The sequence below is a fragment of the Qipengyuania sp. 902 genome (assembly GCF_051195295.1).
GTDB lineage: Bacteria > Pseudomonadota > Alphaproteobacteria > Sphingomonadales > Sphingomonadaceae > Qipengyuania.
Genome location: NZ_JBNJLJ010000001.1, coordinates 178,457 through 192,397, shown reverse-complemented (window position 1 = coordinate 192,397; position 13,941 = coordinate 178,457). Strand labels below are relative to the sequence as shown.

At 62.4% G+C, this 13,941-nt stretch carries 12 protein-coding genes; 7 read left to right on the top strand and 5 right to left on the bottom strand.

What is annotated here, in order from left to right; genetic code table 11:
• Window positions 1-11: 11 nt before the first annotated feature.
• The gene (locus tag ACSH0F_RS00890) at window positions 12-2,210 is read left to right on the top strand and encodes an ATP-binding protein (RefSeq protein WP_435199017.1); all 2,199 of its coding nucleotides are present in this window, start codon (window positions 12-14) and stop codon (window positions 2,208-2,210) included.
• 96 nt (window positions 2,211-2,306) lie between these two features.
• Window positions 2,307-2,465: a hypothetical protein gene (locus ACSH0F_RS00885; RefSeq protein WP_435199015.1), complete on the top strand. Its 159-nt coding sequence runs from the start codon at window positions 2,307-2,309 to the stop codon at window positions 2,463-2,465.
• 95 nt (window positions 2,466-2,560) lie between these two features.
• On the opposite strand, the gene ACSH0F_RS00880 is transcribed toward ACSH0F_RS00885, so the two are convergent.
• The gene (locus ACSH0F_RS00880) at window positions 2,561-3,190 is read right to left on the bottom strand and encodes a LuxR C-terminal-related transcriptional regulator (RefSeq protein WP_435199013.1); all 630 of its coding nucleotides are present in this window, start codon (window positions 3,188-3,190) and stop codon (window positions 2,561-2,563) included.
• Window positions 3,191-3,443: 253 nt separating this feature from the next.
• On the opposite strand from ACSH0F_RS00880, the gene ACSH0F_RS00875 reads away from it, so the two are divergent.
• The 4 genes from ACSH0F_RS00875 (at window position 3,444) to ACSH0F_RS00860 (ending at window position 8,020) form a co-directional block, all read left to right on the top strand.
• Window positions 3,444-4,676 (top strand): HlyD family efflux transporter periplasmic adaptor subunit, encoded by a 1,233-nt coding sequence (locus tag ACSH0F_RS00875; RefSeq protein ID WP_435199011.1) that lies wholly within the window; start codon window positions 3,444-3,446, stop codon window positions 4,674-4,676.
• Between the two features lies 1 nt (window position 4,677).
• Window positions 4,678-6,792 (top strand): peptidase domain-containing ABC transporter, encoded by a 2,115-nt coding sequence (locus ACSH0F_RS00870; protein WP_435199009.1) that lies wholly within the window; start codon window positions 4,678-4,680, stop codon window positions 6,790-6,792.
• Between the two features lie 61 nt (window positions 6,793-6,853).
• Window positions 6,854-7,264, top strand: a complete 411-nt coding sequence (locus ACSH0F_RS00865; RefSeq protein ID WP_435199007.1) for a hypothetical protein — start codon at window positions 6,854-6,856, stop codon at window positions 7,262-7,264.
• A 516-nt stretch (window positions 7,265-7,780) separates the two neighbouring features.
• Window positions 7,781-8,020 (top strand): hypothetical protein, encoded by a 240-nt coding sequence (locus ACSH0F_RS00860; protein ID WP_435199005.1) that lies wholly within the window; start codon window positions 7,781-7,783, stop codon window positions 8,018-8,020.
• Window positions 8,021-8,076: 56 nt separating this feature from the next.
• Here the strand turns inward: ACSH0F_RS00860 and cysN are convergent, their stop codons facing one another.
• Together cysN and cysD are read right to left on the bottom strand one after the other, a co-directional pair.
• The gene (gene cysN, locus ACSH0F_RS00855) at window positions 8,077-9,984 is read right to left on the bottom strand and encodes a sulfate adenylyltransferase subunit CysN (RefSeq protein ID WP_435199003.1); all 1,908 of its coding nucleotides are present in this window, start codon (window positions 9,982-9,984) and stop codon (window positions 8,077-8,079) included.
• A complete protein-coding gene (gene cysD, locus ACSH0F_RS00850) occupies window positions 9,984-10,982 on the bottom strand; it encodes a sulfate adenylyltransferase subunit CysD (RefSeq protein WP_435199001.1) in 999 nt (332 codons plus the stop codon). The genes cysN and cysD overlap by 1 nt, the downstream gene beginning before the upstream one ends.
• Window positions 10,983-10,984: 2 nt before the next feature.
• On the opposite strand from cysD, the gene ACSH0F_RS00845 reads away from it, so the two are divergent.
• Complete coding sequence (locus ACSH0F_RS00845; protein WP_435198999.1) at window positions 10,985-12,001, top strand: helix-turn-helix transcriptional regulator; 1,017 nt, start codon at window positions 10,985-10,987, stop codon at window positions 11,999-12,001.
• Here ACSH0F_RS00845 and ACSH0F_RS00840 read toward each other — a convergent pair.
• Both ACSH0F_RS00840 and ACSH0F_RS00835 read right to left on the bottom strand, forming a co-directional pair.
• A complete protein-coding gene (locus tag ACSH0F_RS00840; RefSeq protein ID WP_435198997.1) occupies window positions 11,998-12,726 on the bottom strand; it encodes an acyl-CoA dehydrogenase family protein in 729 nt (242 codons plus the stop codon). The two genes, ACSH0F_RS00845 and ACSH0F_RS00840, sit on opposite strands and share 4 nt — an antisense overlap.
• On the bottom strand, window positions 12,723-13,859 hold the full coding sequence (locus tag ACSH0F_RS00835) for an acyl-CoA dehydrogenase family protein (RefSeq protein ID WP_435198995.1): 1,137 nt from the start codon (window positions 13,857-13,859) through the stop codon (window positions 12,723-12,725). The genes ACSH0F_RS00840 and ACSH0F_RS00835 overlap by 4 nt, the downstream gene beginning before the upstream one ends.
• Between the last annotated feature and the right edge of the window lie 82 nt (window positions 13,860-13,941).

The following is a 13,941-nucleotide window of genomic DNA, read 5'->3' as shown; positions in this document are numbered from 1 at the left end:
CGAGGCGGAAAATGGCATCAGGTTCGGCCAAAACATCCCTGTTGCGCATTTCGTCGCGCCGCGAGAAGGTGTTCTTTGCAACCGTCGCGGCTCTTTTCGCCCTGATCGCACCTTTGCAGCTATTTGCTCCCTACGACTGGATGCAGAGCATCGTATCCGCACATATCAACCAGAAGCCCTACGATGGGGATGGGGTCGTCGTCGCAATAGACGACGCGACCATTGCTGCCTCTCCGGAGGGCGAATGGACGCCGCAACAACTCGCGGCGCTCCTCGATCGGATCGCGGCCGCAAAGCCTGCGCGGGTGGTGGTGGAAAACCAGTATCTCGATCCGGGAGAAACGCAGCGGACGGGCGCGCTTGCGCAGGCGCTGGCCCGCTTTACGGCCGCTCCCATCTGGGAAACCAGTCTGCCGACCGACGACCGGCAGGAATTGACCACCAGTTCCTTGCCACCGCCGGATGTCGAGTATTCCAAAGTCGCCCTAGCCGGAGAGGCCTTGCCGGGTCCCGCAACCATTCCGGCTGTAATGCCGATCAAGGCGACGTTCTCGCCCGCTCCTGTCTGGACGGTCTATACCGCCAGCGCTGCGACCGGCGTCTACCCCTCGGTGGCGAACCTGCTGGCAAATGGCAGCCGGCCGGGGGAGAACATCTTCAATATAGACGTCAGCTACGATCCGGAAACGGTGCCGGTGATAAGTGCAGGTTCCGTTTTGAAGGGTGAAGATTTTCGGCCCACTCTTGCAGGGCGAACGGTAGTAATCGGCCTCGTTACCGATGCCAGACGCGATTATGTGGCGACACCACACGATTTCTATACACCGAAGCCAATTATCACCCTACTGGCGGCTCAGACCCTTCTCGACGGCCCGCCGGTTTACATCGACTGGCTCCCTGCTTTTCTAGTCGCGCTGTGTGGTGCTGCCGCCTGGCTGTTCCTGACCCCGGCGGTCGGGCGCACCGTGCTGTTCGCCAGCATCGTTTGCCTGGTCGTGGCACCGACGATCCTCGAAGCGCGGTTGATCTATCTGGAAAGTTCGGCCGCTGTCGTTTTCCTGGCTGTGCTGATGATCGGGCGGCTGTGGCAAAAAAGCGGCCACGCGGCGCGTGCCTATCGCGAGGCGGCGGAATCCAAATCGCGCTTCCTGGCCCAGGCCAGCCATGATCTGCGCCAGCCGATCCATGCGATCGGCTTGCTGGCCGACCGGCTCGAGCAGACACGGCTTTCAGCGCAACAAGGCGATATGGTCGCCAAGATCTCGTGGTCCGTCGACAACGCGAGCAGGATGTTCCGGGTCCTGCTCGATATCGCCGCTATCGAAAGCGGTGCCTTGCAACCGGACATCGAGGCCGTTTCGATGAACGAGCTGCTGGCCAAGATCGATGGTCAGAACTCGCTGGCGGCCGAGCAGGCAGGGGTCGAGATCAGGTTCGTCCCCTGCGATGTCACGGTGCTGACCGACCGGGCGCTGATCGGCACCATGCTGCAAAACCTGGTATCGAACGCGATCAAATATTCGCGCGGCGGGCGGATCGTCGTCGGCTGTCGGCGGGTGCGCGGGCGGATGGCGATACACGTCGTCGATACCGGCAGGGGTATTTCGCAATCCGATCTCGCGCTCGTCAAAAAGGAATTTTATCGTGGCGGAAGCAATTCGCTGATGCGGAGCGACAACAAGGGGCTTGGCCTTTCGATCGTCAATCGCCTCGCTTCGCTACTCGACTTGAAGTTCACGATTAAATCGGAAGAAGGAAAGGGTACGTCGGCGATTATCAGCGGCCTCAAGGTGACCGATGCCTTGCCCGAGCTTGCTACGCCCAAATCCAGCCAAGGCCTTCCTCTCGAAGGATTGTCGGTTCGTATTGCGGATGACGATCCGGAATCGGTCGAGGCGACTGTAAAGGTGCTGAGCCAATGGGGTTGCGATGTACGCACGACCTTCAAACCTGCGACAGGCGACGTGACTGAGGCCGTTCTTCTTACCGATTTCGACTTCGGCGATGGCGAGACCCTAGCCGATCATGTTGCGGTATTGGAGCTGATACGCTCGAACGGCACGAGGATTGCAATCCTTTCGGGGCGCCATCCAGATCAGATCAAAGAGGAATTGCCGAACTTCCCGGGACTGGTTCTGACCAAGCCCTTACGTGCAGCCGAATTGCGATCCGCACTGATGTCCATGAAAGCAGGCGACGGGCGCAGATAATACCGCAACTAGTGCAAATTCACTAGTGCAAGCTAGGCAAGCGCAATCCATGCTGCTGTTATCAAAGGAGATCAGATTCGCAATCAGGAGGACGCGATGAATAAGACGGCTGGTGAAATTTTGATCGAAGACGAGGTCGAACTCGTTGTCGGCGGCAATGACGAGACCGATACGTCGGTCGTCACGCCACCACCCCCAGGCCCGGAAGACATCCTCAACTGGATGCCGCCCTGGCGCTCTCCCATGCAAAGTTAAACAGAAATAATCTAGCCAAAAAGGTGCCGCTCGTGGGCGGCCCTTTCTATTGCACGAGGCGGGATACGGCTGCGCGAACCGATGCTTTCGGCAGTTCAATGCACCCCGTATTTCATCGCCATGGCCGCTGCTGCCGTGCGGGTCTCCACGCGCAATTCGCGGAGCAGCGCCGAAACGTGAATGCGTACCGTGAAGGGCGATATGCCGAGGTCCTTGGCGATCTGCTTGTTGGAATGGCCATCGGCGATGCCGCGCAACACATCCATCTGACGCGGTGTCAGGCGCGAGAACTGCGATACCGAAGCGGCTTGCGCCAGACCGCTCCCGACGCTGACGTTGACGAACTCCCCCTCCATCACCGCGGCAATACCGTCACGGATCTGGTCCTGTGTGGCGGCCTTGCTGATGAAGCCGTCGACACCGCAGGCCATCACATTGTCGGTCGATCGCTTGTCGTCCGCCATCGAGATGACGACGATCGATGCCAGCGGGAACTTGCGCCGCAACTGGGGGACCGCCGTTTCGATATCCATCCCCGGAAACCGCAGGTCCAGCAGGAAGAGGTTCGGGCTGTATCCGGCTTCGGCCGTCTCCAGCATTTCCTCGTAGGTGCCCGCCTGGTCGATCTTCGCATCGGGGTCGAGCTTCTTCAGGATCGAGCTGATCCCTTCGCGGAAAATCGGATGGTCATCCGCCACCATCATTCTGGCCGGTCTATTGTCCATCGGTCTGCGTTGCACTCTCACGACTTCAAACTCCCGCAATCATGCATCGGTAGGGGCCGCTGACCATAGCACATGACGACTATCGGTTGGCGATAGAAAACGGTCGCCGCCGCTTGCTTCGTGCCCGCATGCGGATCGCGGCATAGTACATTCGCACTGTTGCCCGCAGTCGTTCGTTGCTGAAATCAGCAGGGCGGCATACTGATCGACAGTAGGCGCACCGGCATACAGGCGCGGGGGGGAATTCGGGTCGATGACACAGCTCTTCCGCACGGAAGCTCTGCAACAGAAGAAGGATCGCCTGTCGGGCGAAGTGGCCATTGCCGTCCCGGTCAAATGGCAGCTGATCGGCTATCTCATCTTCGGCAGCCTCGCGGCGGCGCTGATCTTCCTCTCGCTGGCGAGCTACGCGCGGGTAGAGACCGTCACCGGCACAATCGTGCCGGACAAGGGTGTCGCATCGATCGTGCCCAACCGCCGCGGTGTCATCACCGAAATGCTGGTGGAGGACGGGCAGTTGGTCGGCATGGGCGAGACGTTGGTCGCGATCCGTGCCGAGGAAGACAGCGCATCCGGCGTGTCCGCACTGGCGATGACCGAACAGGCCATCGCGCAGCAGGACGCCAGCCTGCTTGCGCAGTTGACCGCGACCCAGCGCACCGCGTCGGCCCAGCGCAGCCAGATTTCTGTCCAGGCGGCAGGCCTGCGTACCGAAATCGACCAGTTGCAGTCGCAAATCGCGCTCCAGCGGGATCTCGTCAATTCGGCCGAAGCCGATCTCGAACGGGCCCGGCGGGTGGCGGAACGCGGCTTCATCAGCCAGCAGGACCTGCGCGCGCGGGAGGATGTGTATCTCTCACGTCGTCAGCAATTGTCGCAGCTCCAGCAATCGTTGACTTCGCGGCGGGCGACCCTGGCGGAGCTGACCAATAGTGCGGCGGGCATCTCGGCGCAGGCGGAAAGCCAGGCGGCGAGCATCGCGGCCTCGCGGGCGCAGGTGGCGCAGCAAGCCGCCTCCAATGCCGGCGCGCGATCCTATGCGCTGACGGCTCCGGTCGCTGGTCGGGTCACTGCGCTGACCATGCGGGCAGGCCAGCTCGTCAGTCCGCAATCACCGGTCATGGCGATCGTGCCTGAAGGCTCGACATTGAGGGCCGAGCTTGCCGTGCCGAGCCAGGCGATCGGCTTCGTCGAGCCCGGTCAGGAAGTGCGGCTGGCAGTCGATGCTTTCCCCTACCAGCGCTTCGGTACGGTGACCGGCACGATCCGCACCGTCTCTTCCAGCGCGATCAGCCAGGCGCTGCCGAACGGCGCAGTCGTTTCGGTCTATCCGGTAATCGTGGACCTTTCGGCGAGCGAGATATCGGCTTTCGGGCGGATGGAGGAGCTGGTGCCGGGAATGTCGCTGACCGCCCGGATCGTGACCGAGAACCAGTCGCTGATCGAGTGGCTGTTCGAACCCCTCTTTGCAGTGCGGAACCGCTAGGATGGAACTCGACCTCGGCCTCACCACCCGCAGCCGCGTGCGCCTCGTCCGGCAGACGGAGGTGGCGGAGTGCGGGCTCGCCAGCCTGACGATGGTCGCCAACTATCACGGGCTCGACATCGATCTCGGCACCATGCGGCGACGCTATTCGCCTTCGCTGCGCGGTGCTCCGCTGCGGGCGTTGATCAACCTCGCCGACCAGATCGGCCTGACCCCGCGCGCCGTGAAACTGCCGCTGGAAGAGCTCGGCAATCTGCACATGCCGGCGGTCCTGCACTGGGACATGAACCACTATGTGGTGCTGGAGGCGGTGAAGGGCGGCAAGGCCCTGATCCACAATCCCGACGGCCGCTCACGCTGGATGCCGCTGCTGGAGGTGTCCGAGCATTTTACCGGCGTCGCTCTGGAATTGCGCCCGAGCAGCGATTTCGATCGCAAGTCGCTGCGCGAACGGCTGAATCTATCGCAGCTCTGGCAGAGCATGACCGGCCTCAAGCGGTCGCTCGCGCAGATACTGTTGCTCAGCCTGGTGCTGCAGGCCTTCGTTCTCGCTTCGCCCTATTACATGCAGGTTGCGATCGACAGCGCCCTGCCCGCGCTGGACAACGATCTGCTGACGGTGCTCGCATTGGGGTTCGGCCTGTTCACAGTCATCAATGTCATGGCCAGCCTGTTGCGATCCTTCGTGCTGCTGAACGCAGGTACAAGTATCGGTTTCTCCCTCGCGTCCAATATCGCGCGCCGCCTGTTCCGCCTGCCGGTGGAATGGTTCGAGAAGCGCCACACGGGCGACGTTCTTTCGCGCTTCCAGTCGATCACGCCTATCCAGTCGCTGCTGACACAGGGGGCGGTGGCGGCGCTGGTCGACGGGGTGATGGCGCTGCTGACGCTGGCGGTGATGTTCTATTACAGTCCGATGCTGGCCTTCATCGCGATCGTGGCTTTCGGCCTCTACGCGCTGGTGCGCGCGATCAGCTTTTCCTTCCAGCGCGAGGCGCAGGAAGCGAGCATCATTACCAAGGGCAAGGAACAGTCGACGCTGATCGAGACCGTCCGCGGCATGGTGACCCTGCGCCTGTTCGGCCGCGAGGCGCTGCGCCATGCGCTGTGGCAGACGCGGCTGACCGATGCGGTCAATTCCAATGTCCGGCTCGCGCGGATCGGCATCTGGCAGTCGACGGCCAATATGCTTATCTTCGGGATCGAGAACATCATCACGATCTGGCTGGCAGTCGGCTTCGTGATCGACGGCGCGGGCTTCAGCGTCGGCATGGTCTTCGCCTATATCGCCTACAAGGGACAGTTCATCAGCAAGTCTGCCGCGCTGATCGACCAGGCGATCGCCTTCAAGATGCTCGGTCTGCACCTGGAGCGCCTGTCGGACATCGCCCTCTCGCCCGAAGACCGCAGCTTCCAGCCCGGCACCGATGCCGTGACCGAGCTGAAGGGCAAGATAGAGATGCGCGACATCTTCTATCGCTATTCGTCGAGCGACCCGATGGTGTTGCAGGGCGTCAGCCTGACCATCGAGCAGGGGGAGCACGTAGCGATCACCGGCCCCTCGGGCGGCGGCAAATCCACCTTGCTCAAGGTCATGCTCGGCCTTGTCGAGCCGGAAAGCGGCGAGGTGCTGGTCGACGGCATTCCGCTGCACCGCTTCGGCTACAAGAGCTTCCATTCGCAGACGGCCGCGGTGCTGCAGGAAGACAGCCTGTTTGCCGGATCGCTGGCCGACAATATCGCATTGTTCGATGACGAGGTCGATATGGAGCGGGTCATTTCCGCCGCGACCGCCGCCTCGATCCACGACGACATCATCCAGATGCCGATGCAGTACGAAACCCTGATCGGAGACATGGGATCGACGCTGTCGGGTGGTCAGAAGCAGCGCGTGATCCTGGCGCGTGCCCTGTATCGCCAGCCGAAGATCCTCTTCATGGACGAAGGCACCGCGCATCTCGACGCCCGCCACGAGCGCAAAGTGAACGAAGCGATATCCGCCATGGGTATCACCCGCGTGATCATCGCCCACCGCAAGGAAACCATCGAAGCGGCCGACCGCACGCTGGTGATGATGGGCGGGGCGATGGCCGAATGGCATGGCGAGGGCGCCTGATTGCCACCGGAGCGCTTTCAGGGTAAAGAGTTCGCAGCGTTTACGACTTAATGGGTGCGCAATGCGTAAGCTTCTGATCTCGACCATTTCTGCAATTTCGCTTGCTGCAGGCGGTGCCGCAGTGGCGCAGAGCGTTGGCGATCAGGCGATCCCGTCGGACCAGGATGACGCGCTCGATGAGCCGGAAACCTGGAATTGCACCCGCATCCAGCCGGAATATTCGCGCTGGCTGGATGACGGCAACAGTCCGCAAAGCTGGCGCTATGTTGGCAAGACCTACCGCGATGCCGATACGGGCGAATTCTACACTTGGCAGGACTGGCTTGAGTGGGCGGAAGATGCCGGCTGCGGGGTTGCCCCCGTGGAGGAGATTCTCCCTTTCGCCCCACTTCTCGCACCAGCAATCACCGCGCTTGGGGTAGGAGGGCTATTGTCGAGCAGCAGCGGAGCCAGGCCTATGAGCCCGGGCTAGATAAGCCGAGTTCTTCAGAAGTCTCTGCCGTATTGGGTCAGTGAATATCACAGCGACACCAAACGCTCTCTCTCGGCCGCTGTGCACCCCTATGATCTGAAGATGCCCATCGCGCGTCTGCAAGATCGGTGCGCCGCTCCAGCCACGACCGGTATCACAGTCGTAATGCAATACCGCCGCTCCCGATGCCTGTGGAGAAGACGCACAAGTGCGTCGCAAGAGGCGTGGTCCGCCACTTCGTCGATCCATTCCGAAGAGGCTTACCGGCGCTCCGTCTTGCACTCGTTGCTTTCGACCCAATTCTATCGGGCTGAATTCCACAGGAGCGGGTTTGGTCAAATGGAAGACCGCCCAGTCGGTCGCCCTGGAAAAGCGTCTGTCTACGGCCTGCCCGCCCTGTGCCATCAGGATCACATCTGATTTGAATGAAGCCTTCCCGCTTTTGTCATAGAGCACAAATTCACAGTTGTTCGAACGCATTGCTGACGTTCTCTTGCCGCCATCTACAGCAGCGTAATGCCCAACACCGACAATCGTCCGGCGATCCATCGCAAGAGTGGCGATACTGGACCATCGGGTGAGGCCCGATCTACATTGCAAAAGACCGATGGAAGTGATGATCTGTCTAACCGGTTCCTGCGCCGCCAAGCGTCCTTCCATCCCATGAAATATCAGACCGAGCAGAACGGTGCCGATGACGACTGTTTCCTTGATCATGGCTCGAACCATGAGCACTTGAGATCAAATCACAGCTAGGGAGCAAATCCGGTAAACTACCTAATGCTGGTCCTCCGAGCCTTATGGATGGAAGCTCATTTCAACGGCAAAATTTTCCCGATGATGTAATCGGCCGCCTCTTCCGGGCTCATCTCCACCGTGTTGACCCGGATTTCGGGATCCTCCGGTGCCTCGTAGGGGCTGTCGATGCCGGTGAAGTTCTTGAGCTTGCCCTCGCGGGCCTTCTTGTAGAGCCCCTTCACATCGCGCGCCTCGGCGACCTCCAGCGGCGTGTCGACGTGGATTTCGATGAACTCGCCCGCGTCGATCATGTCGCGTACCAGCTGGCGGTCTGCGCGGAACGGACTGATGAAGGCCGTCAAGACGATCAGCCCCGCATCGGTCATCAGCTTGGCGACCTCGCCGATGCGGCGGATGTTCTCGATCCGGTCGCTTTCGGTGAAACCCAGGTCCTTGTTCAGTCCGTGGCGGACGTTGTCGCCATCGAGCAGGAAGGTGTGGCGATTCATGATCGCCAGCTTCTTCTCCACCTCGTTGGCGATGGTCGACTTGCCCGAGCCGGACAGGCCGGTGAACCACAGCACGCGCGGTGTCTGGTTCTTCATTCCGGCGTGATGATCGCGGGTGATGTCGGTCGCCTGCCAGTGCACGTTCTGGCTCCGGCGGAGGCTGAAGTGCAGCATGCCGGCACCGACCGTGCGATTGCTGATCTTGTCGATCAGGATGAACCCGCCCAGCGCGCGGTTTTCCTCGTAGGGATCGAACACGATCCGCTTGTCGGTGGTGATCTCGCACACGCCGATCTGGTTGAGGTGCAGCGTCTGCGCGGCGAGATGGTCCATCGTGTTGACGTCGATCTCGTATTTCGGCTCGGCGACGGTCACGCTGACCGTCTGCGTGCCGAGCTTGAGCCAATAGGCGCGACCGACCACCAGCGCTTCGTCGTCCATCCACACGATGGTGCTTTCGAACTGGTCGGCCACCTCTGGCGGGTTGTCGGCGGCAGCGAGCACATCGCCGCGCGAGCAGTCGATCTCGTCCTCAAGTGTGATGGTGACCGACTGGCCGGCAATCGCCTCGTCGAGCTCGCCCGACATCGTCACCACGGATTTCACCGTGCTCGTCTTGCCCGAAGGCAGCGAGCGCAGCGTATCGCCCGGCTTGACACTGCCGGTCGAAATCAGCCCGCTGAAGCCGCGGAAGTCGAGGTTGGGGCGGTTGACCCACTGCACCGGCATGCGGAACGGCTTGGCCAGATTGGCAGCGCTGCGCACTTCGACCGCTTCGAGGTGATCGACCAGCGTGGGGCCGTCGTACCAGCTCGTATTGTCCGACGACGCGGTGATATTGTCGCCCGCGAGGCCCGAAATCGGGATGGCGGTAAAGCTCTCGATCCCGATGCTCCTGGCGAACTCTTCATAGTCCGCGACGATCGCATCGAACTTCGCCTGGTCGTAACCGATCAGGTCCATCTTGTTCACGGCGAGGACGAGGTTCTTAATGCCGAGCTGATGGCATAGGAAGCTGTGGCGCTTGGTTTGCACCAGCACGCCCTTGCGCGCATCGATCAGGATGCAGGCGAGGTCGGCGGTCGAGGCGCCGGTGACCATGTTGCGCGTGTACTGCTCGTGACCCGGGCAATCGGCGACGATGAACTTGCGCTTCTCGGTCGCGAAAAAGCGATAGGCGACGTCGATCGTGATGCCCTGTTCGCGCTCGGCGGCGAGGCCATCGACCAGCAGGGCGAAATCGATCTCCTGCCCCTGCGTGCCGACGCGCTTGCTGTCGGCTTCGAGGCTGGCGAGCTGGTCCTCGAAGATCATCTTAGAATCGTAGAGCAGGCGGCCGATCAGGGTCGACTTGCCATCGTCCACGCTGCCGCAGGTGATGAAGCGCAGCATCGACTTGTTCTGGTGCTGCTCGAGATAGGCGTCGATGTCCTCGGCAATGAGGGCGTCGGTCTGGTACACGGGTTCGGTCATCAGAAATAACCCTCCTGCTTCTTTTTCTCCATCGACGCGTCGCCCGCGTCCTTGTCGATCACACGGCCCTGGCGTTCGCTGGTAGTGGTCAGCAGCATTTCCTGCACCACCTCGCTCAGCGTGGCGGCCTCGCTCTCGACCGCGCCGGTCAGCGGGAAGCAGCCCAGCGTGCGGAAACGGATCGATTTCTCGGTGATCTCGGGGCGGTAGCCCATGACTTTTTCCAGCCGGTCGAGGTCGTCGGCCATGAACAGGCCGCCTTCATATTCGAAGGTCGGGCGCGGTGCGCTGAAATAGAGCGGCACGATCTCGATGTTCTCGGCCATGATGTACTGCCAGATGTCGAGTTCGGTCCAGTTGGAGAGCGGGAAGACGCGGATGCTCTCGCCCTTCTTCTTGCGCGCGTTGTAGAGGTTCCACAGCTCGGGGCGCTGGTTCTTCGGGTCCCAGCCGTGGCTGGCGGTGCGGAAGGAGAAGATGCGCTCCTTGGCGCGGCTCTTTTCCTCGTCGCGGCGGGCGCCGCCGAAGGCCGCGTCGAAGCCGTATTTGTCGAGCGCCTGCTTGAGCCCTTCGGTCTTCCACATATCGGTATGCAGCGGGCCATGGTCGAACGGGTTGATGCCGCGTTCCTTGGCTTCCGGGTTCTGATGGACGATCAGCTCCATGCCTGCATCCTGCGCGCTCTTCTCGCGCAGGGCGTACATGTCCTGGAACTTCCAGGTCGTGTCGACATGCATCAACGGGAAGGGCGGGGGCGAGGGATAGAATGCCTTCTTCGCCAGGTGCAGCATCACTGCGCTGTCCTTGCCGATCGAATAGAGCATCACCGGCTTCTCCGCCTCGGCAACCACTTCGCGCATGATGTGGATGCTTTCGGCCTCGAGGCGCTGGAGATGGGTAAGGGTCTTCGCGTCGCTCATCGGAACTCCTTTTCGGCGGCGAGGGGTAGCGGACCGGCAATTGGATGGACCTCCCAAATGGGAGGCATTATATACCATGCATGCGTATTCCGAATATTGGCGAGGTCGAACTGCTTGTCCCCTTGCAGGAGGGTGTTTTCGAGCAGCCGATGTGGGGCACGTTCCTGCGTCGCCTGAGGCGCGTAGCAGGCGTCGACAGTGCGATGATCCGCTTGAGTATTCCCGGCGCGCGGGACGAGATCGATCTCGTCGAGGGGAAAATGCGGGCATCGGCTGACCTGCCGCTCGCCGATCTGCGGGAGGGCCGCGTTTATTCGGCGGACGAATTGAGTGAGCCGGGGGCGGGCGGGCCGGACATGCGCGTGATCCGGCTGGCGGGGGCAGAAGGGATAGAGGCGTGGATGGCGCTGCTAGGAGACGATATCGATGCCGAGCATTCGCGCCTGCTCACCGCTCTCGCGCCATATTTCCGCGTCGCCTTGCGCGTTCTTGCCAGCATGGAGCGCGAAAAAGCACGGGCCTCGCTGAGCGCGGATGCGCTGGCGCGGATGAACTTCGGCTGGGTCGCGCTGGACGAACGCTGCCGCATCGTCGAATGCGATCCCCAGGCGGACAGATTCCTCTCCCGGTCCGGGGCATTGCGGCGCGGCCCGTATGATCGCCTGACACCTTCGTCGCCGGAACTCGACCGCCAGCTGACCGCGCTGGTACGCGAATGTGCTGCCGATCGGCACCTTCGCCCTCGCGCCATCAATTTGAGCCGCGATCCCTGGGTGGAGGTGCTTGTATCGCCCGTCCATCTCGACACACTCGTGGGCGACAGCCGCGCGGTTGCCATGCTCTACCTTCGCGGCGACCGCTCCTCCAGCGCGGACCGGCACGAGCAATTGGCCGACCTGTTCGACCTGACACCAGCCGAGGCGCGGCTGGCTTGGTCGCTATCGCAAGGGCTGTCGATCGCCGAAGCGGCGGAACAACACGGCCTGACCATCGAGACGGCGCGGTACTATTCGAAGAAGATCTACGCCAAGACCGGCGCGCGCGGGCAGGTCGACCTCGTGCGCAACATCCTCACCGGAGTGCTGGCGTTGGCCTAGTCGGCCCGCGCGGTCAGGTCCGGCCAGAAAGCGTCGGCGCCGCGGGCGATCACGCTGTCGCCAAGCGCCTTGCTCCAATACGCATCGCCGCCGAACTCGCTGCGCCAGTGGCGAAGGCGGCCTGTCAGATCGTGGAGCGGATATTCCTGCGTGAAGCCGATCGCGCCATGGACCTGGTGGGCAATGCGCGCACCTTCGCTCGCCGCGCGATTGGCGCGCAGCTTGGCGGCAGCAATCTCGAATGCAGCATCGCCGCGGTCGAGCGCTTCGGCCACGCCCATCGCGGCGCAATTGGCGGCGGCCGCTTCGCAGGCGAATGTCGCCAGCTCTTGCTGCACTACCTGAAACTTGCCGAGCGGGCGGCCGAATTGCTGGCGCTCGTTCACGTAAGCAACGCTCATCGCCAATGCCGCATCGAGCGCGCCGGCGATCTGCGCCGCGCGGGCAAAAGCACCGAGATGGAAATGCGCTTCGGTTCCTTCCTCTTCGCGGCTGGCGACGATTCGGTCGACCAGAGGCAGGCCGAGCGCGTGATAGCCGGCGAGGCGGAAGACGGTCAGCGCATCGACATGGTCCCCGCCGAAGCCGTCGCCCGCTTCGGACACGAGCAGCAATGGGAGACCGAGCTCGTCTAAGCGAGACCAATCGCTGTCGGTCGCAGCGGGCCCCAGCTCGGCGAACAGGGGATCGGCCATTTCGGCCAGCATTCGGCGGGTGTCGCTCATCTCAGTCCTAGTCCCCGCGCAATGATGCCCTTGAGGATTTCGCGCGTTCCGCCGCGCAACGAGAAGCTGGGCGCGACCTGTAGCAGATAGGCCGTGACGCTCGCCAAGACCTCGTCGCCGGACAGGTCCATCTCGATGGCGCCTTGCACCAGCTCGGGGATCGCCTGTTCGTAGGCATTGCCGAGATCCTTGACCATGGTCGCCTCCAGCGCGGGATCTTCGCCCCGCGCGAGCTTGGCTGCGACCGATGCGCTCATCAGGCGCAAGGTCCACGCGTCCGACGCCAGCCTGCCGACGAGATCCCAAGTCGCAGGATCGGCGTGCTTCTCGGCATGACGCACCAGTTCCAGGAACAGCACCATCGAAGACAGATACCGCTCCGGCCCCGAACGCTCGAGCGACAGCTCCGCCGTTGCCTGTCGCCAGCCTTGGCCTTCCTCTCCGAGCAGTGTGGAGGCGGGCAGGCGCACATCCTCGAAGAACACTTCGTTGAACTCGTGCGCACCGGTGAGATCGATGATCGGCTTTACCGAGACACCCGGCGCATCCATCGGAATGACGAATTGCGACAGGCCCTGCTGGCGCTCCGAGCCCGCTTCGGAGCGGATCAGCGCGATCATGAAATGCGACCAGTGCGCGCCGGTGGTCCAGACCTTCTGCCCGTTAATGATCCACTCGTCTCCATCGCGTCGTGCGGATGTCCTGACGGAGGCGAGGTCCGAGCCCGAGTTCGGTTCGGACAAACCGATGCACGCGAATACTTCGCCGCGCGCCATGCCGGGCACCCAGCGCTCCTTCAACTCGTCGTTGCCGAGCCGCAGCAGCAGCGGCCCGCTCTGCCGGTCCGCAATCCAGTGCGCGCCGACCGGAGCGCCGGCAGCCAGCAATTCCTCGATCACCACATAGCGCTCGAGCTGGCTGCGCTCGTGGCCACCATACTCTTTCGGCCAGGTCATGCCGAGCAGCCCTGCCTCACCGAGCCTGCGGCTGAAGTCCGGATCGGCCTTGGTCCAGCAATTGGCCCGGCGCACCGGATCGCGCTCGCCATGCTCGGCCACCAGCGCGCGAACCGTGGCGCGCAGTTCGGGAGCGCTCTCCGGCCAGTCGACTGCTTCGGTGACGAAGGTCTGCACGCATTCTCCTCTCACGGCCTCTCTCACCAATTTGCCGCCGCACCGCAAGACCCGTTGCAACGAGCAACGAATCCCGACAGTG